At 71.9% G+C, this 25,233-nt stretch carries 25 protein-coding genes; 2 read left to right on the top strand and 23 right to left on the bottom strand.

Features of this window, described 5'->3' with window-relative positions; genetic code table 11:
* Positions 1-58: 58 nt before the first annotated feature.
* The 17 genes from IF00_RS0136390 to IF00_RS0136310 form a co-directional block, all read right to left on the bottom strand.
* Entirely contained in the window at positions 59-607 is a 549-nt protein-coding gene (locus IF00_RS0136390) for a TetR/AcrR family transcriptional regulator (RefSeq protein ID WP_037639919.1), read from the bottom strand.
* A gap of 72 nt (positions 608-679) precedes the next feature.
* Positions 680-1,516, bottom strand: a complete 837-nt coding sequence (whiG, locus tag IF00_RS0136385) for an RNA polymerase sigma factor WhiG (protein ID WP_030325654.1) — start codon at positions 1,514-1,516, stop codon at positions 680-682.
* Between the two features lie 240 nt (positions 1,517-1,756).
* The gene (dprA, locus tag IF00_RS0136380; protein ID WP_245234725.1) at positions 1,757-2,968 is read right to left on the bottom strand and encodes a DNA-processing protein DprA; all 1,212 of its coding nucleotides are present in this window, start codon (positions 2,966-2,968) and stop codon (positions 1,757-1,759) included.
* Positions 2,965-4,587, bottom strand: coding sequence for a YifB family Mg chelatase-like AAA ATPase (locus IF00_RS0136375; RefSeq protein ID WP_030325651.1), 1,623 nt, complete (start codon positions 4,585-4,587; stop codon positions 2,965-2,967). Before IF00_RS0136375 ends, dprA begins: the two co-directional genes overlap by 4 nt.
* Position 4,588: 1 nt before the next feature.
* Positions 4,589-4,954: a YraN family protein gene (locus tag IF00_RS0136370; protein WP_030325650.1), complete on the bottom strand. Its 366-nt coding sequence runs from the start codon at positions 4,952-4,954 to the stop codon at positions 4,589-4,591.
* Between the two features lie 110 nt (positions 4,955-5,064).
* Entirely contained in the window at positions 5,065-5,373 is a 309-nt protein-coding gene (locus tag IF00_RS0136365; RefSeq protein WP_005311352.1) for a DUF2469 domain-containing protein, read from the bottom strand.
* Positions 5,374-5,428: 55 nt separating this feature from the next.
* On the bottom strand, positions 5,429-6,016 hold the full coding sequence (locus IF00_RS0136360; RefSeq protein ID WP_051820791.1) for an NUDIX hydrolase: 588 nt from the start codon (positions 6,014-6,016) through the stop codon (positions 5,429-5,431).
* Positions 6,013-6,789, bottom strand: coding sequence for a signal peptidase I (lepB, locus tag IF00_RS0136355; protein ID WP_030325647.1), 777 nt, complete (start codon positions 6,787-6,789; stop codon positions 6,013-6,015). Before lepB (IF00_RS0136355) ends, IF00_RS0136360 begins: the two co-directional genes overlap by 4 nt.
* Positions 6,790-6,863: 74 nt before the next feature.
* Positions 6,864-7,811 (bottom strand): signal peptidase I, encoded by a 948-nt coding sequence (gene lepB / locus IF00_RS0136350; RefSeq protein ID WP_030325646.1) that lies wholly within the window; start codon positions 7,809-7,811, stop codon positions 6,864-6,866.
* Entirely contained in the window at positions 7,780-8,775 is a 996-nt protein-coding gene (lepB, locus tag IF00_RS0136345; RefSeq protein WP_030325644.1) for a signal peptidase I, read from the bottom strand. The genes lepB (IF00_RS0136350) and lepB (IF00_RS0136345) overlap by 32 nt, the downstream gene beginning before the upstream one ends.
* Positions 8,768-9,589 carry a signal peptidase I gene (gene lepB, locus IF00_RS0136340; RefSeq protein WP_030325639.1) on the bottom strand — a complete coding sequence of 274 codons (822 nt, stop codon included), beginning with the start codon at positions 9,587-9,589 and terminating at the stop codon, positions 8,768-8,770. The genes lepB (IF00_RS0136345) and lepB (IF00_RS0136340) overlap by 8 nt, the downstream gene beginning before the upstream one ends.
* A gap of 69 nt (positions 9,590-9,658) precedes the next feature.
* On the bottom strand, positions 9,659-10,009 hold the full coding sequence (rplS, locus tag IF00_RS0136335) for a 50S ribosomal protein L19 (protein WP_015036473.1): 351 nt from the start codon (positions 10,007-10,009) through the stop codon (positions 9,659-9,661).
* A 128-nt stretch (positions 10,010-10,137) separates the two neighbouring features.
* Positions 10,138-10,959, bottom strand: coding sequence for a tRNA (guanosine(37)-N1)-methyltransferase TrmD (gene trmD / locus IF00_RS0136330; protein ID WP_030325637.1), 822 nt, complete (start codon positions 10,957-10,959; stop codon positions 10,138-10,140).
* On the bottom strand, positions 10,956-11,537 hold the full coding sequence (gene rimM, locus IF00_RS0136325; protein ID WP_030325635.1) for a ribosome maturation factor RimM: 582 nt from the start codon (positions 11,535-11,537) through the stop codon (positions 10,956-10,958). The genes trmD and rimM overlap by 4 nt, the downstream gene beginning before the upstream one ends.
* Before the next feature lie 116 nt (positions 11,538-11,653).
* Positions 11,654-11,893 carry an RNA-binding protein gene (locus tag IF00_RS0136320; protein WP_003980229.1) on the bottom strand — a complete coding sequence of 80 codons (240 nt, stop codon included), beginning with the start codon at positions 11,891-11,893 and terminating at the stop codon, positions 11,654-11,656.
* Positions 11,894-11,895: 2 nt separating this feature from the next.
* Complete coding sequence (gene rpsP / locus IF00_RS0136315; RefSeq protein ID WP_030325634.1) at positions 11,896-12,339, bottom strand: 30S ribosomal protein S16; 444 nt, start codon at positions 12,337-12,339, stop codon at positions 11,896-11,898.
* A gap of 155 nt (positions 12,340-12,494) precedes the next feature.
* A complete protein-coding gene (locus IF00_RS0136310; protein WP_024755886.1) occupies positions 12,495-13,088 on the bottom strand; it encodes a hypothetical protein in 594 nt (197 codons plus the stop codon).
* Positions 13,089-13,449: 361 nt separating this feature from the next.
* On the opposite strand from IF00_RS0136310, the gene IF00_RS0136305 reads away from it, so the two are divergent.
* Positions 13,450-14,175: a class I SAM-dependent methyltransferase gene (locus IF00_RS0136305; RefSeq protein ID WP_030325632.1), complete on the top strand. Its 726-nt coding sequence runs from the start codon at positions 13,450-13,452 to the stop codon at positions 14,173-14,175.
* A gap of 39 nt (positions 14,176-14,214) precedes the next feature.
* Here IF00_RS0136305 and ftsH read toward each other — a convergent pair whose 3' ends face one another.
* From ftsH to nsdA, 6 genes are all read right to left on the bottom strand, one after another.
* Positions 14,215-16,140, bottom strand: a complete 1,926-nt coding sequence (gene ftsH, locus IF00_RS0136300; RefSeq protein ID WP_030325630.1) for an ATP-dependent zinc metalloprotease FtsH — start codon at positions 16,138-16,140, stop codon at positions 14,215-14,217.
* A 154-nt stretch (positions 16,141-16,294) separates the two neighbouring features.
* Positions 16,295-17,848: a signal recognition particle protein gene (gene ffh, locus IF00_RS0136295; RefSeq protein WP_030325629.1), complete on the bottom strand. Its 1,554-nt coding sequence runs from the start codon at positions 17,846-17,848 to the stop codon at positions 16,295-16,297.
* A gap of 118 nt (positions 17,849-17,966) precedes the next feature.
* A complete protein-coding gene (locus tag IF00_RS0136290) occupies positions 17,967-20,420 on the bottom strand; it encodes a [protein-PII] uridylyltransferase (RefSeq protein ID WP_030325627.1) in 2,454 nt (817 codons plus the stop codon).
* A gap of 42 nt (positions 20,421-20,462) precedes the next feature.
* Complete coding sequence (locus IF00_RS0136285; protein WP_015036464.1) at positions 20,463-20,801, bottom strand: P-II family nitrogen regulator; 339 nt, start codon at positions 20,799-20,801, stop codon at positions 20,463-20,465.
* Positions 20,798-22,144 (bottom strand): ammonium transporter, encoded by a 1,347-nt coding sequence (locus tag IF00_RS0136280; RefSeq protein WP_030325626.1) that lies wholly within the window; start codon positions 22,142-22,144, stop codon positions 20,798-20,800. The genes IF00_RS0136285 and IF00_RS0136280 overlap by 4 nt, the downstream gene beginning before the upstream one ends.
* Before the next feature lie 497 nt (positions 22,145-22,641).
* On the bottom strand, positions 22,642-24,117 hold the full coding sequence (nsdA, locus tag IF00_RS0136275; RefSeq protein ID WP_030325624.1) for a transcriptional repressor NsdA: 1,476 nt from the start codon (positions 24,115-24,117) through the stop codon (positions 22,642-22,644).
* A 426-nt stretch (positions 24,118-24,543) separates the two neighbouring features.
* On the opposite strand from nsdA, the gene IF00_RS0136270 reads away from it, so the two are divergent.
* Positions 24,544-25,197 carry a bifunctional DNA primase/polymerase gene (locus tag IF00_RS0136270; RefSeq protein WP_030325622.1) on the top strand — a complete coding sequence of 218 codons (654 nt, stop codon included), beginning with the start codon at positions 24,544-24,546 and terminating at the stop codon, positions 25,195-25,197.
* The last annotated feature ends 36 nt before the right edge of the window (positions 25,198-25,233 follow it).

The raw sequence follows: 25,233 nt of genomic DNA, 5'->3' as shown, positions 1-25,233 counted from the left end.
GGGGGAGGGTGGGGGGGAGGCCGGGGGGGGACACGGCAGTGAGCCGACCCCCGAGCGGTCAGGCCCGGGTGCCGTTGACCCCGTGGAGGGCCATCGTGACCGCCGCCTCGGCGATCTCCGCGGGGTTCTCGGCCGCGCCGAGCTCGATGCGGCGGACCGCGGCGTCGACGACGCCCTGGAGGAGCATGGCGCCCAGGCGGGGCTGGGGCTGGCCCAGGGCTGCGAGGGCTTCGACGATCATGGCGACCAGTCCGCCGTGGGCCGCGCGGATCTTCTCGCGGGCGCCGTCGTCGAGCTCGCTCGCCGAGATGGCGACGACCGCGCGGTGCCGGCGGTCGCCGACGAGCTCCAGCTGTTTGCGGACGTAGGCCTCGACCTTGCCCTGCGGGGTGTCCGCGCCGTCCATGGCGACCTCGACCTCGGCCGCCCAGACGGGGAAGTCGACGGCGCACAGCTCTTCGACGACGGCCGCGCGCGATCGGAAGTACTCGTACACCGAGGAACGGGCGAGGCCCGTGCGCTCGGCGAGTGCGGGGAAGGTCAGCGCCTCCGTACCGCCCTCGGACAGCAGGGCGCGCGCGGCGTCCAGGAGGGCGCCGCGCTGCATCGTCCGGTGCTCGGCCACCGAGGCCGCTCGAATCCTGGGCACGGCTCCACTGTACGACCGGCTCGCGCCGGGTCAGCGTCCGACGTCGGCCAGCTTGGCCCGGAGCTGGAGGACGGACTTGGTGTGGATCTGGCTCACGCGGCTCTCGGTGACGCCGAGGACGTGGCCGATCTCGGCGAGGGTGAGGCCCTCGTAGTAGTAGAGCGTGACGACGGTCTTCTCCCGCTCGGGGAGCGTGTTGATGGCGCGGGCGAGCAGTCGGCGCAGCTCGCGGTCCTCGGCGACCTCGACGGGATTGTCGGCGGCGGTGTCCTCGAGGGTGTCCATCAGGGAGAGCCGGTCGCCGCCCTCGCCGCCGACGTGTAGCAGCTCTTCGAGGGCGACGACGTTCGCCAGGGACAACTGGCTGAAAACCGCGTGCAGTTCCTCCAGCGTGACGTCCATCTCCGCGGCGACCTCGGTCTCCGAGGGGGTGCGGCGGAGCTGGGCCTCGAGGGTGGCGTACGCGCGCTCGACGTTGCGGGCCTTTTGGCGGACGGAGCGCGGGATCCAGTCGAGGGCGCGGAGTTCGTCGATCATGGCGCCGCGGATGCGGGTGATCGCGTACGTCTCGAACTTGATCGCGCGCTCGACGTCGAACTTCTCGATGGCGTCGATGAGGCCGAAGACGCCGGAGGAGACGAAGTCGGCCTGTTCCACGTTGGACGGCAGCCCGACGCTGACTCGCCCCGCGACGTATTTGACGAGGGGCGAGTAGTGCAGGATCAGCTGCTCCCGCAGTCGCTCGTCTCCCGTGTCCTTGTACGACCGCCACAGTTCGTCGAGGGAGGTCGGTGCGGGTGGTCGCACGGTGCCCCGGGCTGCTGGGGGCACCGCAGCGCGGTCAGACCCGGAGGTGTGCTGGGGCATGCGTTGCCTTGAGCCGTTCTGCTGTCGGGTGTGTCGGTGTGGGTGTCCTGGACGGAATCCTGGTGAGCGTAGCGTGAGTGCGCGGTCGCGGTGCGCGAACATCGGCGGATCGCGCCGCTCCGGGTGGACGCCGTCGGCCACATCTTCGAACCCGGGCCGTGGCGCGTGTCGGCCCCTCGGGTGCGGCCGAGAGAACTCGATTGTTCATCGCCCTTCACCCTTTCACCCGAATGCTCCAGGTCAAGTACCGCCTCGCCGCACGTTCGACGCGGGTGTTGTCGTGTTCGTCAACTGCCAGCCTTCTCCGTGTCGTTCGACGAAGCCGAGGGAGTGGAGTTCGTACAGCCTGGCGAGGGTGTCGTCGGGGGTGGTTCCGGCGCGACGGGCGATGACGGTGGCGGGGGTGGGGCCGCGGGCGGGGATCGCTTCGAGGATGTGCGCCGCGGCCGGGGCGAGGAGGTCGCGTGGGAGGACGGGCCCTCGGCGCGCCGGGGCGAGCTGACCCATGTCGCCGACGAGTTCGACGATCTCGTCGGCGTCGGTGACGAGGGCGGCGTCGCCGCGGAGGAGTTCATGGACGCCGGCGGAGAGTGCGCTGGTCACGGGGCCGGGGATGCCCATCGTGTGGCGGCCGAGGCGGGCTGCGGCGCGGGCGGTGACGAGCGAACCGCTGCGGTGCTGGGCCTCGATGACGACGGTGCCTCGGGTGAGGGCGGCGATGACCCGGTTGCGGAGGATGAAGCGGCTGGGGGTGGGGTGACTCTCTGGCGGCAACTCCCCTACCACGAGGCCTTGTTCGGCGATGCGGCGAATGAGTTGGTCGTGGCCGCGGGGGTACGGGGTGTCGACGCCGCAGGCCAGGACGGCGACGGTGGCTCCGCCCGCGGCGAGGGCGCCGCGGTGGGCGGCGCCGTCGATGCCGTAGGCGGCTCCGGAGACGACGACCCAGCCTTTGCGTGCGAGGTCGGTGGCGAGGTCTGCGGCGGTGTGGGCGCCGTACGGGGTGCAGGCGCGGGCGCCGACGAGGGCGACGGAGCGGAGGGCCCAGGTGCGCAGGTCGGCGGGGCCCCGGACCCAGAGGCCGAGGGGGCGGGCGTCCGCGAGGTCGTCGAGCTGTCGGGGCCATTCGGTGTCGCCGGGGACGAGGAAGCGTCCGTCGAGGTCGTGGATGGTGGCGAGGTCGCGGGCGGGGTCGGCGGCGGTGGCGCGCAGCCGCCAGGAGGCGACGCGTTTCGCTCCGGTGCCGGGGAAGGGGTCGGCGTCGGTTCCTCCCCGGGGATGGGGCGTGGTGTCGAGGAGGCGGTCGAGGAAGCCGGTGGCTCCGTAGCGCTGGAGCCAGCGGCCGGCGTGTTCGTCGCCTGGTTCGACGGCGCGGCTGAGCGTGGCCCGTGCCCGTCGCTCGTCCATGGGCGCGGAGCCTGGGGTGCCGGGGCGGGGGTCGGGAGTGGTCATGCCCGGCCCTCCGCTCCGACGGGCACGCCGCGGGCGATGCCGGTGCGCAGTTCGAGGGCGAGGGCGATGTCCTCGCTGTCGGGGCGGTCGTGTCCGGCGAGGTCGGCGACGGTCCAGGCGACGCGGAGGACCCGGTCGAGGCCGCGGGCGGTGAGCAGTCCGCGTTCGATGTCGCGTTCGGCGGTGGCGAGGGCTCCGGGGGCGGCCTGGAAGCGGGTGCGGAGTTCGTGTCCGGGGATCTCGCTGTTGACGTTCCAGGGGGTGTCGGCGAGGCGTGCGGCGGCGCGGTGGCGGGCTTCGCGGACGCGTTCGGCGACGGTCTCGGTGCTCTCGCCGCGCCCTCCTTGGCCCAGGAGGTCGGAGCGGGTGACCGGTTCGGCCTCGACACGAAGGTCGACACGGTCGAGGAGGGGTCCGGAGAGGCGCGCCTGGTAGCGGCGGACGAGTGCGGCGGGGCATTCGCAGCCGGCGCCGTGCAGGGTGTGGCGTCCGCAGGGGCAGGGGTTCGCGGCGAGGGCGAGGAGGAAGCGGGCGGGGAGGCGGACGACTCCGGCGGCGCGGGCGATGACGACGTGCCCGGATTCGAGGGGTTGACGGAGGGCGTCGAGGGCCTTTCCGGAGAACTCCGGGGCTTCGTCGAGGAAGAGGATGCCCCGGTGGGCGAGGGAGACGGCGCCGGGCCTGGGGAGGCCGTTTCCGCCGCCGACGAGGGACTGCATGGTGGCGGAGTGATGGGGCGCGCAGTAGGGGGCGCGGCGGACGAGGGGTTCGCCGGGCGGGAGGATGCCGGCGACGGAGTGGACGGCGGTGACTTCGAGGGATTCCTGCCGGGTGAGGGGCGGGAGGATGCCGGGGAGGCGCTCGGCCAGCATGGTCTTCCCTGCGCCGGGCGGTCCGGAGAGCAGGAGGTGGTGGCTGCCCGCGGCGGCGACTTCGAGGGCGCGGCGGGCTCGGTGCTGGCCGGCGACGTCGGCGAGGTCGGGGCCTTCGGAGGGGTCGGTGGGGTCGGGTGCGAGTCCGGTGCCGAGGCCGGCGCCGGGGACGAGGAGTCCGGCGAGCATGGCGTCGGGTCGGCCGGCCTCGGTGGGTTCCTCCTCGGGGACGGGTTCGTCGGTGAGGACGGCGATGAGCTGGCGGAGGCTGCGGACGCCGAGGACGGACACCCCGGGGACGAGGGCGGCCTCGCCGGCGGTCTGTTCGGGGACGACGACCTGGCGGTAGCCGGCGTCGGCGGCGGCGAGGACGGCGGGGAGGATGCCGCGGACGGGCCGGACGCGTCCGTCGAGGCCGAGTTCGCCGATGAGGACGAGGTCGGCGATGGCACGGGGGTCGATGCGCTCGGCGGCGCCGAGAACCGCCGCCGCCACGGCGAGGTCGAAACCCGATCCGCCTTTCGGTACGGATGCGGGGCTGAGCCCGACGGTGAGTTTCTTCTGGGGCCATTCGGCGCCGGAGTTGACGACGGCGGCGCGGACCCGGTCTCGGCTCTCGGTGAGGCTCTTGTCGGGGAGGCCGACGAGGGTGAAGGCGGCGACGCCGGGTTCGAGGTCGGCCTGGACCTCGACGACGACGCCTTCGACGCCGACGAGGGCGACGGAGCAGGTGCGGGCGAATCCCATGTCAGGCCACCCCTTCGGCGTGGGTGAGGAGCGGGGCGCCGCGGCGGGGCAGGACGATGCCGATGAGGTCGATGCGGACGCCGCCGGGAGGGGCGGGGGTGCCGCTGCGGTCGAGCCAGCAGGCGGCGAGGCGCCGGAGCCGGTCCGCCTTGCGGGGTGTGACGGCGGCCATGGGGTGTTCGTACGCGCCGTCGCGCCGGGTCTTGACCTCGCAGATGACGAGGGTGTCGCCGTGGCGGGCGACGATGTCGATCTCGCCGGTCCGGCCGCAGCGCCAGTTGCGGGCGAGGATGTGCATGCCGGTCGCGGTGAGCCGGCGGGTGGCCAGCTCTTCTCCGTACCGTCCGAGTGCTTGGGTCCTGTTCATGCGGTACCACCTCCGTCGCCGACTGTGACGGAGGTGGTGGGATCGCGTGTGGCGCTGTGGACGGCGGGGGACCTGTGGAGAACCGGCTCACCCTTGCGGGCGGGGGCGGTTCAGCTGCCGGGGAGTTCGAGGTCGCTCTTGTTGAGCTCCTCGATGTTCACGTCCTTGAAGGTGAGGACACGGACCTGCTTGACGAACCTGGCCGGTCTGTACATGTCCCAGACCCAGGCGTCGGCCATGCTGACCTCGAAGAAGACCTCGCCCTGGACCGAGTGCACCTGCATCTCGTAGTCGTTGGTGAGGTAGAAGCGCCGCTCGGTCTCGATCACGTATTTGAACAGCCCGACGACATCGCGGTACTCCCGGTAGAGCTTCAGCTCCATCTCGGTCTCGTACTTCTCGAGGTCCTCGGCGCTCATGGCATGTTCCCCTTCAGCCGTGCGTCCCCCTATTGTGCGCCAGGCGGACGCGCCCCTAAACGATTTCCGGGGCGAGAACCACCGGTGCACGCGGAGGTCCCTCGTCGAGCAGCGTGCGCAGCAGCTCGGCGAGTCTGGTCGGGTACACCGTCTCACGGGCCGCCGACAGTTCGGCGGAGGTCCACCATCTGAGGCCCGCGAGGCTGCGGTTCTCCAGCTCGGTGAGGGCCTGCGGCCGGGGTGCGGCCTCGGTCCTCCGGGTGCGGGCGAGGTAGTACCACTCGTCCTGCTCCCAGCGGCGCCCGTCGAAGGGGAACGAGCAGTACCGCGTCCAGAGCACGGGCCCGAGGTCGATGTCGGTGATGCCGGTCTCCTCGGCGAGCTCGCGGAGGGCCGCCTCCTGCCGGGTCTCGTCGCCCTCCAGGCCGCCGCCGGGTGTGAACCACCAGGTCTGGTCGGGGTGGTCGGGCTCGTAGCCGTGCATGAGGAGGATGCGGTCGTCGGGGTCGAGCAGGACGACCCGCGCGACCCGCCGGACCTCCACGTGCGGTCCGGCGGCCGGGGCGGCGCCCTGCGCGGTGCCGGGCTCGCCGCGCGTTTCGGCACCGGGCCCCTGCGTCTGCCGTGCCGTGGAGTCCGTCATGTACCCACCTTCTCGCGTGCCCCGGGAGCGGTGCCCGCCGGCCGGCGCTTCGTGAGCCGGCCCACGCGCCGTACCACCGGCCCGTACGCTCCCCCGGCCAGCACCAGCACGGCTCCGGCCGCGATCGCGCCCAGGAGGGGCATGACGGGGCCGGGCTCCGAGATCCCGCCGGGAAGGCCGGCGAAGCCCGTCGGGCGGTCCAGGAGGCCCTTGGCGGGCCAGACCACGGCGTCGACCCTGGCGACCACGGAGGAGCGGGGCACGGAGCCCTGTCCGGCCTCCTCCATGTGCGTACGGGAGTCGAGCGAGGTGTGGCGGTCGTCGCCGAGGAGGAAGAGGTTGCCGGCCGGGACGGTGACGGAGAACTCGGTGCCGGACGCGATGGTCCTGCCGCCCGGTCCGGGCCTCAGATAGGGCTCGTCGACGGGCTTGCCGTTGACGGTGAGGCGGCCGTCCGCGTCGCAGCAGGCGACGGTGTCGCCGCCGACCGCGGCGACGCGCTTGACCATGGGTGCGTCGCCCCAGAGGGGGTCCTTGAAGACGACGACGTCTCCGCGCCGCACCTCGTCGCCGTCGACGCGCTGGGCGAGGATCTTGGATCCGACGTCGAGGGTGGGGGTCATGGAGTCGGTGGGGACGGAGTACGGCTGGTAGAGCAGGGCTCCCCAGACGAAGCCGCCGAGGAAGAGCACACAGCCGACGGCCACGGCCAGCCCCGACAGCGCGCTGCCGAGGCGGCCGTGGCCGCCCTTGGTCCGTATGTTTCCGCTCATGTGCGCACCCCGCAGGTCTGTCGGCGGACCGTTGGTCTGTCGACGGTCCGGGACGGCACCCTACCCGCGGGTCACTACTCGGCGGTATGCCGTGCGGCGACCTTCTTCCGGCGCCACAGGACCAGCGGGAGCGCTCCGGCGAGGCCGGCCGCGCCGAGGGGGGCGGCGCTCAGGGCCTGGTTGAGCGCGGGGTTGTCGAAGATGTCGGGCACCGGGAGGGTGGCCCAGCGGGTGACGGGCCAGGCGATGACGACCGCGCGGCCCACGACCTCGTCGTTGGAGACGGTGCCGCCACCGGGGAGCTGCTGGTGGAAGCGGGAGTCGAGGGAGTTCTGGCGGTTGTCGCCCATGACCCAGATGCGGTTCTCGGGGACCTTGATCGGGCCGAAGGAGTCCTGGCAGGGGACGGAGCCGGGGTAGAGGTACGAGGTCTCGTCCAGCGCCACGCCGTTGAGGATGACCTTGCCGCCCTCCTTGCAGGACACGGTGTCGCCGCCGACGGCGATGACCCGCTTGATGAGGTCCTTCTCCTCGGCGGACGGCATGAGGCCGATGAAGCTGAGGAACTTCTGCACCACGTTGGGCGTGGGCGTCTCCTGGCCCTCGAGCCAGCCGCCCGGGTCGTGGAAGACGACGACCTCGCCGCGCTCGGGCTCGGAGCCGAACCAGGGGGTCAGCTTGTCGACGAGAACCCGGTCGCCCCGCTGGAGGGTGTTCATCATCGATTCCGAGGGGATCGAGAACGCCTGCACCAGGAAGGTCTTGATCAGCAGGGCGAGGACGAGCGCGATGCCGACGAGAAGGGGCAGTTCCTTCCAGAAGGAACGCGGCTTCTTGGGGCCCCGGCCGGAGCCGCCTGCCGTCTCGTCGCCGTCGTCCGGCGTCCCGCCGTCCGGTGCCCCGCCGCTCGGCGGCTGCGCCTGCCCGTCATCCGTCACGTCGTCACCCGTCGTGTCATCGCCGAAGGCCCCGCCGGCCCTCTTGTCGGGCTCATCGTGTCCGGATCGTGCGCCGACGGCCAAATCCCCCACATCCACTCCTCAGTCCGTGCGATCGCCTGCCCCGGAACAGGGACAGGCCCACCACTCCCATAACGAGCAGAAGTTCCGCAGGGGTCGGGAGCCCGGGGAATCCGTTGAGATTCCGCTGGGACACAGTATGCGACGGACCGAGCGCGGACTCGGAACCCGCACGGGCGTCCGGTACGGCGGCGAAGGTGCCGCGTTCCTCCAGGCCGCGCCAGTGCGCGACGGGCCAGGCGATCACCACGGCACGGCCCACGACCTGGTCCTCCGAGACGGTGCCGTGGTCCTTCTCGTCGAGGTGGTAGCGGGAGTCGGCCGAGTCGGAGCGGTGGTCGCCGAGGACGAAGATCCGGCCCTGCGGGACCTTCACCTCGAAGGGGATGGTCGACGGCTCGTTGCCCGGGTGCAGATACGGCTCGTCGAGCGGTACGCCGTTGACGGTGAGCCGCCCGTCCTTGCCGCAGCAGCGGACGGTGTCTCCCCCGACGGCGACGACCCGCTTGATGAGGTCCCGGTCGTCGGCGGAGGGCAGCAGCCCGATGAAGGTGAGGGCCTGCTTGGCCTGCTTGATGCCGACCGGGTCGTCGGCGGGCGGCGTGGCCTCCTGCTGGAGCCAGTTGCCGGGGTCCTTGAAGACGACGACGTCGCCGCGCTGCGGGCGGGAGCCGAACCAGGGCGTGAGCTTGTCGACGAGGACCCGGTCGGAGATGCGGATCGTCTGTTCCATCGAGCCGGAGGGAATGACGAACGCCTGGACCAGGAAGGTCTTCAGGACGAGCGCGATGAGGACGGCCACCGTGATCAGGATGGGGATCTCGCGGATCGCGGAGCGCTGCCTGCGCCGCTTGACCTTGCGGGCGAGCCTGCGCCGCTCCGCCCGGCCCGGCAGGGGTGCGGCCTGCTCGGGTCCCCGGTCGGGGGTGCGCCCGGCGCCGCCCGGCGGTCGTCCCCGGCTACCCATGGGGTGCCGTCCCGTGCCCGCCGGCCGGTGCCGCGGGTACGGCGTCGAAGGCGTCGGTCCCCTGGACCGTGGACCAGCGGCCGAAGGGCCAGGCGATCCAGTCGGCGCGGCCGACGACCTTGTCGACGGGGACCATGCCGCCGCCGGGGTTGCCGAGGTGGTCGCGGGAGTCGCTGGACTGGCTGCGGTGGTCGCCCATGACCCAGAGCCTGTCCTGCGGGACGACGATGTCGAAGGGCACGCTGGACGGCTGGTCGCCGAACATCACGTAGCGCTCCTCGACGGGGACGCCGTTGACGGTGAGCCGGCCGTTCTTGTCGCAGCAGACGACCCGGTCGCCGCCGATGCCGACGACCCGCTTCACGAAGTCGGTCTCGTCGGGTTCGGCGAGCCCGAGGGCCGCCGCCCCGTCGTGCAGGAGACCGGTGACGGGATTGCCCCGGGGCTGTTCGCGTACGAAGGATCCGGTGCCGTCGAAGACGACGACGTCGCCCCGGCCCGGCTCACTGCCGAAACGGTACGCCAGCTTGTTGACCAGGATCCGGTCGCCGACCTGGAGGGTCGGTTCCATGGAGCGGCTGGGGATCAGGAAGGGCTGCATCACGAAGTGGCTCAGGAGCAGCAGGAAGGTCACACAGGCGCCGCCCACGAAGGCCGTGCGCCGCCAGGAGGAGGTGCGCCTCGCACTCCCGGCGCCTGCCGTGTCCTCCGCGTCCCTCGCGTCGTTCGTGTCCTCGGAAACGCGCGCGGAGCGCGACCCGTCCTCCATTCCGGAAGAGGGGTCGCGCTCCGTGTGCTGTGCTTCGGTGTCCATCGGTGGCAGAGCCTATCGGGACTGCCTGTGCGAGGGCTCGGAAGCGTCGAGCGTGCCGGGAGCGTGAGCTCAGCGGTCGCGCTTCTCCTTGATCTTGGCAGCCTTGCCGCGCAGCTCACGCAGGTAGTAGAGCTTGGCGCGACGGACGTCACCGCGGGTCACGAGCTCGATCTTCTCGAAGATCGGGCTGTTCACCGGGAAGGTGCGCTCGACGCCGACGGAGAACGAGACCTTGCGGACCGTGAAGGTCTCGCTGACGCCCGAACCCTGGCGGCGGATGACGACGCCCTTGAACTGCTGGATACGCGAGCGGTTGCCTTCGATGACGCGCACGTGGACGTTCACGGTGTCGCCGGGGCGGAAGGCGGGGAGGTCGGAGCGGAGCGAACCCGCGTTGACCTGGTCGAGCAGGGAGGCCATGGAGGTCTCTTTCCTCGCTGATGCCACAGGTCATCAGCGGTACGTTCGAAGTGATTCGGAAGATCGTCCGTTCCTGGCGGCGTCGTTCCCCCTGTGGCAGGGGCGCGCGCCGGACGGACGACAGCGGCCTATTGTTCCACGTCGTCGAGCTTGCGCCAAAATCGGCCGCCGGGCTCGGGCGCCCAGCCCATCATCGAGAGGATCTCGCGGTCCTTCTTGTCGAAGGCGGCCGGGTCGCAGCGCTCGATGAGATCGGGGCGGTTGGCGGCGGTGCGGCGGAAGGCCTCGTCACGCCGCCAGCGGGCGATCTTGCCGTGGTGCCCGCTGAGGAGGACGTCGGGGATGCCCCGGCCGCGCCACTCGGGGGGCTTGGTGTAGACGGGGCCTTCGAGGAGGTTGGCCATGGCGCCGGGGGCGAAGGAGTCGTCCCGGTGGGACTCGGCGTTGCCGAGGACGCCGGGCAGGAGCCGGGCGACGGCCTCGGTGACGACGAGGACGGCCGCCTCTCCGCCGGCCAGGACGTAGTCGCCGATGGAGACCTCGTAGACGGGCATCCGGGTCGCGTACTCGTCCATGACGCGGCGGTCGATGCCCTCGTAGCGGGCCGGGGTGAAGATCAGCCAGGGCCGCTCGGAGAGCTCGACGGCGAGCTCCTGGGTGAAGGGTCGACCGCTGGGGGTCGGGACGACGATGACGGGGCCGTGGGCGCCGCCCTCGTAGCCGTCGGCGAGCGTCTGGTCGAGCGCGTCACCCCAGGGGTCGGTCTTCATGACCATGCCGGGGCCGCCGCCGTACGGGGTGTCGTCGACGGTGTTGTGCCGGTCGTACGTCCAGTCCCGCAGGTCGTGGACGTGGACGTCGAGCTGTCCGCGCGCGCGGGCCTTGCCGACGAGGGAGACGTTCAGCGGCTCGAGGTACTCGGGGAAGATCGTGACGACGTCGAGCCTCATGCCTGGCCCTCACCGGACTCGTCGTCGGACGTCTCGTCGGACTCGTCGCGCGAGGAGACGATCTCGGCGCGGTCGTCGATCAGGCCGGGCGGCGGGTCGATGACGGCCCGCTGCTCCTCCAGGTCGATCTCGATGACGATCGACTCGACGAACGGGATCATCAGCTCGGTGCCGTCGGGACGCTCGACGATGAAGAGGTCCTGGGACGGCAGGTGCGAGATCTCGGTGATGCGGCCGATCTCGGTGCCGTCGGCGAGCACCACGTCCAGGTCCATGAGCTGGTGGTCGTAGTACTCGTCCTCCTCCTCGGGCATCTCCGTGGGGTCGACCTCGGCGATGAGGAGGATGTTGCGCAGGGCCTCGGCGCCGTTGCGGTCGCGGACGCCCTCGAAGCGCAGCAACAGCCGGCCGCTGTGCACCCGGCCGGTCTCGATGGTCAGCGGCCCGGCGGAGGCCGGGTCGGTGAGCAGTACGGCACCGGGGCCGAGCCTGAGTTCGGGCTCGTCCGTGCGTACCTCGACGGTGACCTCGCCCTTGATCCCGTGGGCGCGGCCGATCCGCGCGACTACCAACTGCACTGCTCCACACTCTCCTGTCACACAGCTCGTACGACGCGAACGACAACGGGCCGGGGTGGGCTCGTAAGCCCTCCCCGGCCCGTGCCGGCACAACTAAGGTGATGCTGCCGGCCTGCTCAGCGGACCTGGTCCACGTCGACGAGGTCGACCCGGATGCCACGGCCGCCGATGGCGCCCACGACGGTACGCAGCGCGCGAGCGGTGCGGCCGTTGCGGCCGATCACCTTGCCGAGATCGTCCGGGTGGACCCGGACCTCCAGCACGCGGCCGCGGCGCAGGGTGCGCGAGGCGACCTGCACGTCGTCGGGGTTGTCGACGATGCCCTTCACGAGGTGCTCGAGAGCCTCCTCGAGCATGATCAGGCCTCGGTCGACTCGGTGGACGCGGCCTCGGCCTCGTCAGCCTTCTTGTCGGCCTTCTTGGCCTTCGGGGTGATGGCCTCACCCTTGTCGTCGCCGCCCTCGAGGGCCTTCGCGAACTCGTCGAACGAAGCGCGCTTGGCCTCCTTCGTCGCGGGGACGAGCAGAGCCTTCTCGGGGGCCGGGAGGCCCTTGTGCTTCTGCCAGTCGCCCGTGAGCTTCAGGATGGCGAGAACCGGCTCGGTCGGCTGGGCGCCGACGGACAGCCAGTACTGCGCACGCTCGGAGTCGACCTCGATACGCGACGGGTTGTACGTCGGGTGGTAGAGGCCGATCTCCTCGATCGCGCGACCGTCGCGGCGGGTGCGCGAGTCGGCGACGACGATGCGGTAGTGCGGCTGGCGGATCTTACCGAGGCGCTTGAGCTTGATCTTGACTGCCACTGAAGTGGTGTCTCCTGGTCTTGACGTGGTTGGGCACTTTGAGATGCCACGTGGGGTTGCGGTACTCGGATGCCCGATGGACGCGTCAGCCGGAGGAGAGAGGGGTCCTGTGCGACTGTCGAGTACAGCTAGCCATTGTGCCACACACCGCGAGGTCAGCTCGCGGCGCCCACGGTCTCCGGGATACGGAAGGGCTTGCCGCAGCCGCCGCAGACGATCGGGGCCTGGGCGAGCACCGAAGGCACCACGCGCACGTTGCGCCCGCAGTCGCAGACGGCCTTGACGCGGACGCCTCCGCCCGAGGAGCCGTGCCGGGCGGCCGGTCCGCGGAAGGAGCGCTTGGTGTCGGCCGCCGTGGCGACCGTGTGGGCCTTGAGGGCGCGCTGGAGCCGCTCGATGGTGGGGCGGTAGCGCCGCCTCGCCTCGGGGTTGAGCGTGACCAGGGAGAAGCCGCTGCTGGCGTGCGGCTCCTCGGGGTGGTCGAGGCCCATCTCCTCGGCGATCGCGAGGAATCTGCGGTTGTGATACCGGCCGGCGCGGGAGGTGTCGCGGACACCCCGGGCGGCGGCGATGCCGTGGACTGCCTCGTGCAGCAGTCGTTCGAAGGAGAGTTCGGCGCCGCAGGCGGACGAGGACTCTCCGATCAGGGACTCGGGCGCGGCAAGATCGGGCAGCTCGGGGTGGTGCCGCTGAATGTCGGCCCACGCCTGTGCCAGCTCTGCGGCGAGAACAGGTGGTGTCGTGCTCACGTCGCGTACAACGAGCCGAAGTGCCCCCGGGTTCCATTCCGGGGCATCCCAAATATTTTGCACGTACCCGTCAGTTGCCGTTGATGTGTCGCGACGAGGGCCAGTGCGCCGATCTGCGGAGAAGCCACGCAGCGGGCGTCAAGCTGGTGCGTAGTAGCGCATACGCCCCGGCGTGCAGCCGTGGTGCGCGCGCCCCTTGGGGAACGACTTCCCGGGCGGACCGGGAAGCGTGACAGGGACATTACCGGTTCGCCTCTCTCCCGGACGAATCGGTGCGGTGCGAGCACTGGACGCGGCACGGGATGCGCAGTTCCCTGGCTACGGGGGGTCGTCGTCCGAGCACGGATTGGGGCACTTTTCCATGACACCTACGCTCGTCCCGCACCACCCCGCGCGCGACTGGGCCGAGATCCAGGAACGGATGCTCGTCCCGCTCTACGAGGCGGTGTACGACCGCCTCGGCGTGGGCGCCGGGACCCGGGTCCTGGGCCTCCGCTGCGGCTCCGGCCTGGCGCTTCTCATGGCGGCGGCGCGGGGCGCCCGGGTGGCCGGCGCGGACCGGGACCACGCGCGCGTGGAGCTGGCGAGGGAGCGGCTCCCCGAGGACGTGACGGTCACGGAGGAGCCCCCCGAGGGCGACACGTACGACGTGATCACGGCCTTCCACACGACGGACGCGCTCCTGCCGGAGCTGGCGGCCCTCACCCGTACGGCCCAACCGGGCGCGACGGTCGTGCTCGCCGGCTGGGGGCCGCCGGAGCGGTGCTCCACGGAGGCGGTGCTGCGGGTCGCGGCCCGGCTCGCGGACCGCCGGCCGGCCCTCCGGACGGACCTGGAGGGGCTGGTGGCCGGGGCGGGGCTGCGGCCGGCCGGTTCGGGGCGGGTGGCCTGTCCGTTCGGGTACGCCGACGAGGGCAGCGCCGTGCGCGGGCTGCTGTCGACGGGCGCCTTCGACGAGGCCGTGCGGGCGACGGAGCTCTCCCAGGTCGAGAAGGAGATCGAGGAGGCGCTCGCCCCGCACGTGCGCGCGGACGGCACGGTGTGGATGCCGAACGTCTTCCGCTACGTCGTCGCCCGGGTGGCGTGACGTCCGCGGCCCCCGGACGCCGGTGGCCCGTACGCCGGCTCAGTCCTCCCGCGCGGCCCGCGCGATGCCCGCCGCACGGTAGGCGGCGGCCTCCTCCAGGGTCTCGTTCTCCAGGAGCGCGGCGGCCAGCGCGTCCAGCTTGTCGCGGTGCTCTCGGAGCTGCCGTACGGCGCTCTCGTAGCACTCGTCGACGATGCGGCGCATCTCCGCGTCGACGGTGTCGAGGGTCGCGGGGGCCGCCGAGAGGCCGTACGCCTGCTGGGCGTCGCTCGGGATGGCGGTGAGGCGTCCGACGCGCTCGCTCATGCCCCAGCGTCCCGCCATGCCGCGGGCGATGTTGGTGACCTGTTCCAGGTCGCTCTCGGCGCCGGTGGTGACGACTCCGAACACGACCTGCTCGGCGGCCATGCCGCCGAGGGCGCCGATGATCCGGCCGCGCAGGTAGTCCTCGGTGTAGGCGTACTTGTCGGAGTCGGGGGTGGAGAGGGTGACGCCGAGGGCGCGGCCGCGGGGCACGATGGTGATCTTGCGGACGGGGTCGGCGCCCGGCTGGAGCATGCCGAGGAGGGCGTGGCCGCTCTCGTGGTACGCGGTGCGGCGCCGTTCGTCTGCGGGCATCACGAGCGGGCGTTCGGCGCCGAGCTGGACCTTCTCCAGGGCGTCGGAGAGGTCGGACTGGGTGACGGCCCTCTGGTCGCGCTTGACGGCGAGGAGGGCGGCCTCGTTGGCGAGGTTGGCGAGTTCGGCGCCGGTCATGCCGGGGGTCGTGCGGGCCACGTGTTCCAGGTCGACGTCCTTGGCGAGCGGGATCTCCCGGGTGTGGATCCTGAGGATGGCCTCCCGGCCGCCCCGGTCGGGCGGGTTGACGTGCACGATCCGGTCGAAGCGGCCGGGCCGGGTGAGCGCGGGGTCGAGGACGTCGGCGCGGTTGGTGGCGGCGAGGACGATGACGCCCTCGGAGCCGGTGAAGCCGTCCATCTCGGTGAGGATCTGGTTGAGGGTCTGCTCGCGCTCGTCGTGGCCGCCCATGCCGGAGCCGCCGCCGCGGGCCCGGCCGATGGTGTCGATCTCGTCGATGAAGATGATCGCGGGGGCGACCTTGCGGGCCTCGGCGAACAGTTCGCGGACCCGGGAGGCGCCGACGCCCACGATCATCTCGATGAACTCGGACGCGGAGGCGGAGAAGAACGGCACCCCGGCCTCGCCGGCGACGGCGCGGGCGAGCAGGGTCTTGCCGGTGCCGGGCGGGCCTGCCAGGAGCACACCGCGCGGCATCTTGGCGCCCATCTCGCGGTAGGCCTGCGGGTTCTTGAGGAAGTCGACGACGTCGTTGAGCTCGCCCTCGACCTCGTCGATGCCGGCGACGTCGGCGAAGGTGGTGCGTTTGACCCCGGCCTCCAGCTCGACGGGTTTGGGCGGGGCCTTGCGGCCGAGCATGCCGCCGGCGCCGCCCATCCCGGAGCTCATCCGGCGGGCGATGAAGATCCACAGCACCACGAGCAGCAGCATCGGCGCGAGGGAGATGAGGAGGTTGGCGAGGAAGCTGCGCTCCTGGACGACCGGCTCCGCGGTGACGGTGACGTTCTGCTTGGTCAGCTGCGCCCACAGGTCGTCGTCGGCGAACGCGGGCCGCTGGGTGACGAACTTGCTGTAGTCGCCCTTGTCACCGTTGGGCAGGGGTTGCTTGTTCTTCAGCTCCCCCTGGATGGCGTCGCCCTTGGAGTAGATCTTGGTGACGTTGCCGGAGCTCACCTGCTTGCTGAACTCGGTGTACGAGATCGTCGGCTCGTCGCCCCGGTTGAAGAACGACAGCACGAGGTTGGCGATCAGATAGACGACCAGAGCGGTGAGGATGAGGCCTCCCCAGCCGCCGGGCATCTTCCGCTTCGCCGGCGGTGGCGGCGGAGCCCCCTCCGAGCGCCAGGGCTGGTCGGTCCGGTCGCGCGGGGGTACGGGGTTGGCCACGTGGCTCTCCTCGGGGCGTCTGTGGCCCCAGTATCGAAGAGCGGGACGAACGCGGCATCGCGGACGGTCCGGAGGGATGAAAAGGGGCCCGGTGCGGTTTCGTACCGCTCCGGGCCCCTCACGCCGTCCTCGGGCGCACGGCCCGGTCAGCTCATCAGCTCATGAACTTCTTGAACTCGTCGGGCAGCTCGAAGTCCTTCGGGGCCTGCCCCGGCGCCGGGAGACCGAAGGCCCCGCCCTGCTGCGCCTGGTCGCGGCGCTCGGCGGCGGCCTGCTCCTCGGCCTTCCGCTTCATCGGGTTGCCGCTCTTGCGCTTGCCCTTGGCCTGCTTGACCTGCTTCTTCTGCCGGCCGGGGCCGCCGCCCATGCCCGGCATGCCGGGCATGCCGGGGAGGCCGCCGCCCTGGGCCATGCGGGACATCATCTTGCGGGCCTCGAAGAACCGCTCGACGAGGCCCTTGACCGCGCTGACCTCGACGCCGGAGCCCTTGGCGATACGGGCGCGGCGCGAGCCGTTGATGATGGTCGGGTCGTGGCGCTCGCCGGGGGTCATCGACTTGATGATGGCGGCCGTGCGGTCGACATCCTTCTCGTCGATGTTGGCGATCTGCTCCTTCATCTGGCCCATGCCCGGGAGCATGCCGAGGAGCTTCGAGATGGAGCCCATCTTGCGGACCTGCTCCATCTGCGCCAGGAAGTCGTCGAGCGTGAACTCCTGGCCCTTCTTCGACGCGAGCTTCGAGGCCATCTTGGCGGCCTCTTCCTCGTCGAAGGTCTGCTGCGCCTTCTCGATGAGGGAGAGCATGTCGCCCATGCCGAGGATGCGGGACGCCATGCGGTCCGGGTGGAACGCGTCGAACTCGTCCAGCTTCTCGCCGTTGGAGGCGAACATGATCTGCTTGCCGGTGACGTGCGCGATGGAGAGCGCGGCACCACCGCGGGCGTCGCCGTCGAGCTTGGAGAGCACGACACCGTCGAAGCCGACGCCGTCGCGGAAGGCCTCGGCGGTGTTGACCGCGTCCTGACCGATCATGGCGTCGACGACGAAGAGGACCTCGTCGGGGCTGACGGCGTCGCGGATGTCCGCGGCCTGCTGCATCAGCTCCTGGTCGATGCCGAGGCGGCCGGCGGTGTCGACGATGACGACGTCGTACATCTTGGTCCGCGCGAACTCGATCGAGTCCTTCGCGACCTGGACCGGGTCACCGACGCCGTTGCCCGGCTGCGGGCCGTAGAAGGCCACGCCCGCGCGCTCGGCGACGACGCCGAGCTGGGTGACGGCGTTGGGGCGCTGGAGGTCGCAGGCGACGAGCAGCGGGGAGTGGCCCTGGCCCTTGAGCCAGAGGCCGAGCTTTCCGGCGAGGGTGGTCTTACCGGCACCCTGGAGGCCGGCGAGCATGATCACGGTGGGCGCGGTCTTGGCGAACCGCAGACGCCGGGTCTCGCCGCCGAGGATGCCGATGAGCTCCTCGTTGACGATCTTGATGACCTGCTGGGCAGGGTTGAGGGCCTGCGAGACCTCGATGCCGAGGGCGCGCTCCTTGACCTGCTTGATGAAGGACCGGACGACCGGCAGGGCGACATCCGCTTCGAGCAGCGCGATACGGATTTCGCGCGCGGTGGCGTCGATGTCCGCCTCGGACAGACGGCCCTTGCCGCGGAGGTTCTTGAAGGTCGCTGCAAGGCGGTCGGAGAGGGTATCGAACACGGCGGTCGCGGATCCTCGGTGTCGGGGGCGGTCGGATTGCCCTCCAGGGTATCGGGCCGCTCGAAGTGTGTGCCCCCGCCCGCCGAATCCGGCGCGCGGGGGCGGTGGGGGCCGGGGGTCAGCGGAGCGCCGACTCCAGCGCACGCGCCAGGTCGATCGCCTCCTCGTCGGGCAGCAGGGAGCCGTCGGGGCGGGTCACGTACAGGGTGTCGACGGCGTTGGCGCCGAGCGTCGACACATGCGCGCTCCGGACCCGTACCGCCGCGCCCTCCAGGGCCCGGCCGATGCGGTGGAGGAGGCCGGGCGCGTCCTGGGCGCGGACCTCGATGACGGTGGCGAGGCGGGAGTCCGCGGCGGCGACGGTGACGCGGGGCGGCGGGGCGGTGAGGCCCCGCCGGCGGGGGTAGGCGGCCTCGCGCTCGGCCAGCCGGGCGCGGATGTCCAGGGAGCCGTCGAGCGCGCGGACGAGGTCGGCGCGGAGCCGGGCGGCCTCGGGCAGGGAGCCGTACTCGGCGGCGACCCGCCAGTCGAGGACGAGGACGGGTCCCGAGCCGGCGCCGAGGTCGAGCGGGAGCTCGACGGCGCGGAGGTCGGCGGCGCGGACGGTGAGCCGGTGCAGGGCGAGGACGCCGGCGACGGCGGGCAGGACGCCTGGCTGGTCGGGTAGGGCGATGACGAGTTCGACGCCGACCGGTTCGGGTTCCTCCGGTTCCGCCACGACCGGTTCGGTGTGGAGGGCGAGGACGGGTTCGCCGGTGCGCAGGGCCTCGATGGCGAGCCGTTCCTGTTCGGCGCTGGGGGCGGCGGCCTCGGGGTCGGGCGGGGTCTCCCCCGCCAGGACGCCGGCGACCCGTTTGACCAGGTCGGCGACGAGCGAGGCGCGCCAGGCGGACCAGGCGGCGGGTCCGGTGGCGAGGGCGTCGGCCTCGGTGAGGGCGTGCAGGAGTTCCAGGGTGCCGACGGTGCCGACGGCGGTCGCGACGGCACGGACGGTGGCGGGGTCGTCGAGGTCGCGGCGGGTGGCGGTCTCGACGAGGAGCAGGTGGTGGCGGACGGCGGTGGCGATGGTGGCGACGTCCGTGCGGTCGAATCCGATGCGGGTGGCGAGGTCGCGGGCGATGGTCTCGCCGGCGACGGAGTGGTCGCCGGGCCAGCCCTTGCCGATGTCGTGGAGGAGGGCGGCGACGAGGAGGAGGTCGGGGCGGCCGACGCGGCGGGTGAGCGAGGAGGCGCGGACGGCGGTCTCGACGAGGTGGCGGTCGACGGTCCAGGTGTGGACGGGGTTGCGCTGGGGGCGGCAGCGGACGCGTTCCCAGTCGGGCAGCAGCCGGGTGACGATCCCCTCGGCTTCGAGGGCTTCCCAGACGGGGACGGTGGCCTCGCCGGCGCCGAGCAGGGTGACGAGTTCCTCACGGGCCTCGGCGGGCCAGGGCACGGGCAGCGGGGTGGCGGTGGCGGCGAGGCGGCGTACCGCGTGCAGGGAGATCGGCAGGGCGGACTGGGCGGCCGCGGCGGCGGCCCGCAGGGGCAGGACGGGGTCGCGTTCGGGCCGGGCGGTGCGGGCGAGGACGACCTCGCCGTCCATCTCGACGACGCCTTCGGCGAGCGGGGTGCGCTCGACGGGCGGTTTCCCGGTACCGGTCCGGCCGCCGAGGAGGGCGCGCAGGCGGGGCCGGGCGGAGCGGGCCTTGAGGACGCGGTTGACCTCGCGCCAGGTGACGTCGGTGGCGTACGAGATGGTCCGGGCGGCCTCGTACACCTCGCGGAGCAGGGTGTCGGCGTCGAGGAGGCCGAGTTCGGCGGCGACGGCGTCCTGTTCCTGGAGGGCGAGCCGGTCGGTGGCGCGGCCGGTGGTGAGGTGGAGGGCGTCACGGGCGTCGAGGAGGCGGCGGCGGGCGCTGTCGAGGCCTTCACGGGGGGCGTCGGCGAGCCAGGAGGCGGCGACGGCGCGGAGGGCCTGGGCGTCGCGGAGGCCGCCCCTGGCCTCCTTGAGGTCGGGTTCGAGGAGGAATTGCAGCTCGCCCATGCGTTCGGCGCGTTCGCGGCAGAGTGCGTCGAGTTCGGGGAGGCGTACGGGTGCCTGGTTGCGCCAGTCGGCGAGGACGGTGGTGCGCAGGGCGGCGACGAGTCCGTGGTCGCCGGCGAGGGGCCGGGCGTCGAGGAGGCCGAGGTGGACCTTGAGGTCGTCGGCGGCGGTGGCGCGGGCCTCGGCGGCGGTGCGGACGGAGTGGTCGAGGGCGAGCCCGAGGTCCCAGACGGGGTACCAGATGCGGTCGGCGAGAGCGGCGATCGCGGCCTTGTCGGCGGTGCCGTCGTGGAGCAGGAGGAGGTCGAGGTCGCTGCGCGGGGAGAGCTCGGCGCGGCCGTAGCCGCCGACGGCGACGAGGGCGACCCCGTGGGGTGGTGCGGCGGCCGCGAAGAGCCCGGCCAGCCAGTCGTCGGTGAGCCGGGCGAGGGCGGCGCGGCGCGGCGGCCCGGACCGCTCCTTCTCGTGGAGGAGGAGCAGCCGGGCCGCCGCGTAACCGCCGGGTCCCGAATCTTCGGTCTCTTCGCTGACTTCGAGGCTCGTCACCCGGCGGCTCCTTCGTTGCTTACGGTGCGTCCGGACCGCTGTCTACAGGGCGTCCGGACCGCGTTCGCCGGTGCGGACGCGGACGGCGGTCTCGACCGGCACGCTCCACACCTTGCCGTCTCCGATCTTGCCGGTTCGGGCGGCCTTCACGACGACGTCGATGAGCTGTTCGGCGTCCTCGTCCTCGACGAGGACCTCGATGCGGATCTTGGGTACCAGGTCGACCGTGTACTCGGCGCCCCGGTAGACCTCGGTGTGGCCGCGCTGGCGGCCGTAGCCGCTGGCCTCGGTGACGGTGAGGCCGTGGACGCCGAAGGCCTGGAGGGCCTCCTTGATCTCGTCGAGCCGGTGCGGCTTGACGACCGCGGTGATGAGCTTCATGCGTCCACCTTCTTGTTCTCCGTGACGGCCGGGGCGGGGGCTGCGGTGGAGCGCGAGGACGCGCCGCCGCCGGCTCCGCTGAAGTCGTACGCGGTCTCGGCGTGCTCGACCTGGTCGATGCCGGAGACCTCGTCGTCCTCGCTGACCCTCATGCCCATCGTCTTGTCGATGATCAGCGCGAGGATCGCGGAGGCGATCAGAGAGTAGGCGAGGACGGCGAAGACACCGACGGCCTGCTTGCCGAGCTGGTCGAGGCCGCCGCCGTAGAAGAGTCCCTTGGCGTCGGACTGGACGCCGCCGGTGGCGAAGAGGCCCACGAGGAGGGAGCCGAGGACACCGCCGACGAGGTGGACGCCGATGACGTCGAGGGAGTCGTCGTAGCCGAACCTGTACTTGAGGCCGACGGCCATGGCGCAGAGGAGACCGGCGATGACGCCGATGGCGATCGCGCCGAGCGGACTGACGGCGCCGCCGGACGGGGTGATGGCGACGAGGCCGGCGACCGCGCCGGAGGCGGCGCCCAGGGTGGTGAAGGAGCCGTGGCGGATCTTCTCGTACGCGAGCCAGGCGAGCATGGCGGCGGCGGTGGCGACCTGGGTGTTGACGAACATCACCGCGCCGACGCCGTCGTCGTTGCCGAGCCAGGAGCCGGCGTTGAAGCCGAACCAGCCGAACCAGAGGAGACCGGCACCGAGCATGACCAGCGGGAGGCTGTGCGGGCGCATCGGGTCCTTCTTGAAGCCGACGCGCTTGCCGATGACGAGGATGACGCCGAGGGCCGCGGCGCCGGCGTTGATGTGGACCGCCGTGCCGCCGGCGAAGTCGATGACGCCCATCTCGAAGAGCCAGCCGCCGGCGCCCCAGACCCAGTGGGCGACGGGGAAGTAGACGACGGTGACCCAGAGGGTGATGAAGAGGGCCCAGGCGGTGAACTTGACGCGGTCGGCGAGGGCGCCGCTGATCAGGGCCGGCGTGAGGATGGCGAACATCAGCTGGAAGACGGCGAAGACGTACACCGGGATGGTGTAGCCGTCCCAGAGTTCGGTGACGCCGATGCCGCTGAGGCCGACGTAGTCGGAGGACCAGCCGATGATCGAGCCCGAGTCGGTGCCGAAGGCGAGGCTGAAGCCGAAGAGCACCCACAGGATCGTGACGATCCCGAGGCTGATGAAGCTCATCATCAGCATGTTGAGGGTGGACTTGACGCGGACCATGCCTCCGTAGAAGAAGGCGAGTGCCGGGGTCATCAGCATGACCAGGGCGGAGCAGATGAGCATGAACCCGGTGTTGGCGGCGGACAGCTCGGGGGCGTCTGCTGCCAGGGTCGTGATGGCTGGTGCCATCGGCGTCTCCTCGTCGTCGAATGCGGCCTGTGCGGGGGCGGGGCCGGAGGGCGGCTGCGGCCGTGAGGGGTGGCCGGTTATGGCCCAGAGATTCGCGCAGGGCCGTTTCCGCCGATGCCGCTCGATGTTTCGGAGCGGTGACGAAGGGGTGGGGCGTGTTACGCGACCGTGAACGGCCGCATCACAGCGAGGTAACGCCCGTATCCTCCGCCCACGGGAAACAGGCCTGGAACGGTGTACGCGGCACGCCGGAGACGGGGCCGGAACGGTGTACGCGGCACGCGGAAGACGGGGCCGGAACCGTGTACGGCACACGGAAGACGAGCCCGAAGCGGTGTACCGGCACGCGGAAGACGGGGCCGGGGAGCCGTGCCCGCGGCACACGAGAACCGGCCGCGCCTGGCGTCCGTGTGACCTTGCGGCGGGGGAGCCGAGTCGGGCATTACGGGACGTCCGGCGCGGCCGGAGTACGGGTGGCGCCGGGGGCGCCGGGTGGGTCAGACCGCTTCGGCGGCCTCGGGGAGCAGCTGGGTGAGCCGGTCGGTGAGGTGGACGACCTCGGCGACGTCGCTGTAGTTGCGTGCGGCGTGGTCGACGGTCTTGCGGAGTCGGGTGTTGACCCGCTCGGAGCGGATGCTGCGGGCGACTCCGAGGGCCTTCTCGGCGAGGACGACGGACTGCTCGGGCTCGCGCTTGAGGAGGTGGACGGTGGCCATGCCGATGAGGTTCAGCGCGTACGACCGCTGGTGGTCGGGGTCCTTCTCGAAGAGCTCGACGGCCCGCTCCATCACGGGTTCGGCGAGCGAGGCGTAGGTCGGGGAGCGTCCGGCGACGTAGGCGAGATCGCGGTAGGAGTGGCTGTTCTCGCCGTTGAGTTCGGCCTCGGAGAAGAAGCCGATCCAGTCGGGCTCGGGCTCGCCGTCGAGGCCGACGTCGGCGAAGGTGTCCTCGGCCATCCGGACGGCCCGCTTGCACTTGGAGGGCTGCCCCATGTTGGCGTAGGCGCGGGCCTCCATCGCATACAGCATGGCCTGGGTGCGCGCGGTGGCGCAGTCCCGACTGCCGTACTGGGCGAGATGGATGAGTTCGAGGGCGTCGTCGGGCCGGCCCAGGTGGATCATCTGGCGGCTCATCGAGGACAGGATGTACGAGCCGAGGGGCTTGTCGCCTGCCTCCTTGGCGGCGTGCAGGGCGAGCACGAAGTACTTCTGGGCGGTGGGCTGGAGGCCCACGTCGTAGCTCATCCAGCCGGCGAGTTCGGCGAGTTCGGCGGCGCAGGTGAAGAGGCGCTTGGCGGTGGCGGCCGGCTGGGGCTCCTGGAGGAGGTCGGTGACCTCGTGGAGCTGGCCGACCACGGCCTTGCGGCGCAGTCCCCCGCCGCACTGGGCGTCCCATTTGCGGAACATGGCGGTGGTGGATTCGAGGAGGTCGAGTTCGATCTCGGAGAGCCGGTTGGGGCGGCGGGCGTCGGCGAGCGGGTCGGGGCGCTCGAGGTCGCCCGCGGGGGTGGGGACGAGCCAGCGCTGCATCGGTTCGATGAGGGCGGGTCCGGCGGCGAGCGACAGGGACGAGCCGAGGAAGCCGCGGCGGGCGAGCATGAGGTCGCTGCGGGAGAACTCGCCGAGCAGTGCGACCGTCTGCGGTCCGGCCCAGGGCAGGTCGACGCCGGAGACGGAGGGCGACTGGTGGGCGGTGCGCAGGCCGAGGTCCTCGATGGCGACGACGGAGCCGAAGCGCTCGGAGAACAGCTCGGAGAGGATCCGCGGGATGGGCTCGCGCGGCTGCTCGCCGTCGAGCCAGCGACGGACGCGCGAGGTGTCGGTGGAGATGTGGTGTGCGCCCATCTGGCGCGCCCGGCGGTTCACCTGGCGCGCGAGTTCGCCCTTCGACCAGCCGCTGCGGACGAACCACGAACCCAGCTGCTCGTTCGGGCGCTTGCCGGCAGTCGTACCGTCTGCGCCGTTGCCGCCCACAGGAACGCCCCCATCCACCTGAATACCTGTCATGTGAACCCCTACCAGAATGCCGCGTCTCGCGGCACCCGTCCGGCGTTCGCGCTCCTTCGAACTGGAAACCGGGTTGCCTCCGGCATACCCGCGTGCGCAAGCGACCCCGGGGGTTCGAGTACCGAAAGTAATCCTACGATCACCCGTCCACGAGGGCGATTCAAGAAACGCCACCATTCGCCACCCCTTCGAATGAACTCGCCGCCCGCGGATCGCGATTCACTTGACATGCGACGAACCGGAGTCGGCGGACGGATGCGCGGAGAGGCGCGCGCACCGGCCCGCACCACCCCGCCCACGACCGCACGCCACCCTCGGCGACGGAACGTGACGAAGGGTGACGACGGTGCTCCGGGTCGTAACCACCGGCGCGCTCGACCCGTTGGAGGGGACATGGGTTTCACGATCGGCGGCATTCGTGAGATGCGGTCCGGCGCACGCCGCCGCGTTCGCACCACGGAGTGCACTGCGGTGGCCGAGTACACAGGACTGTGGGGCTGGGACGTGGTGCCCGGAGCGCGGGCCGTCTCCGGCCAGTGCTCCTGCGGGGATCCGGCGTGTACGGCCCCGGGCGCGCACCCCCTCTCCTTCGCGGAACCGGTCCCGGCCGGCGCCGGCCTCGACGACGCGACCAAGGCATGGTCGGAGTACCCCGGCGCGGCACTGCTGCTCCCGGTGGGCCGGGCGTTCGACGTGATCGAGGTCGCCGAGGCCGCGGGCCGCCGGGCGCTCGTCCGGCTCGAACGCATGGGGCTCCCGCTGGGCCCGGTGTGCGCGACGCCGACCGGCCGGGCGCGGTTCTTCGTGGCGCCCGGAGCGGCGGCGGAGCTTCCGCAGCTGCTCTACCGGATGGGCTGGGACGACGCCGATCTGGATCTGCACTGCCTGGGGCCCGGCACCTACGTCACCGCTCCCCCGTCGGACCTGGGCGGGCTCGGTCCGGTGCGCTGGCTGCGGCCCCCGACGCTGGACACGGCGGGCGCGCCGCCGCAGGCACGGCTGCTGCTCGGCACGCTGGCGTACATCTGCCACCGCACCCACTTCTGAGCCCCGGCACGCGGAAGGGCCCTCGCCGGGTGGCGA

Origin of the sequence: Streptomyces flavochromogenes (assembly GCF_000717595.1) — a bacterium.
Taxonomy (GTDB): domain Bacteria; phylum Actinomycetota; class Actinomycetes; order Streptomycetales; family Streptomycetaceae; genus Streptomyces; species Streptomyces flavochromogenes.
Note: the sequence above shows the minus strand (reverse complement) of the source record. Positions and strands in the feature narration are given on the sequence as shown.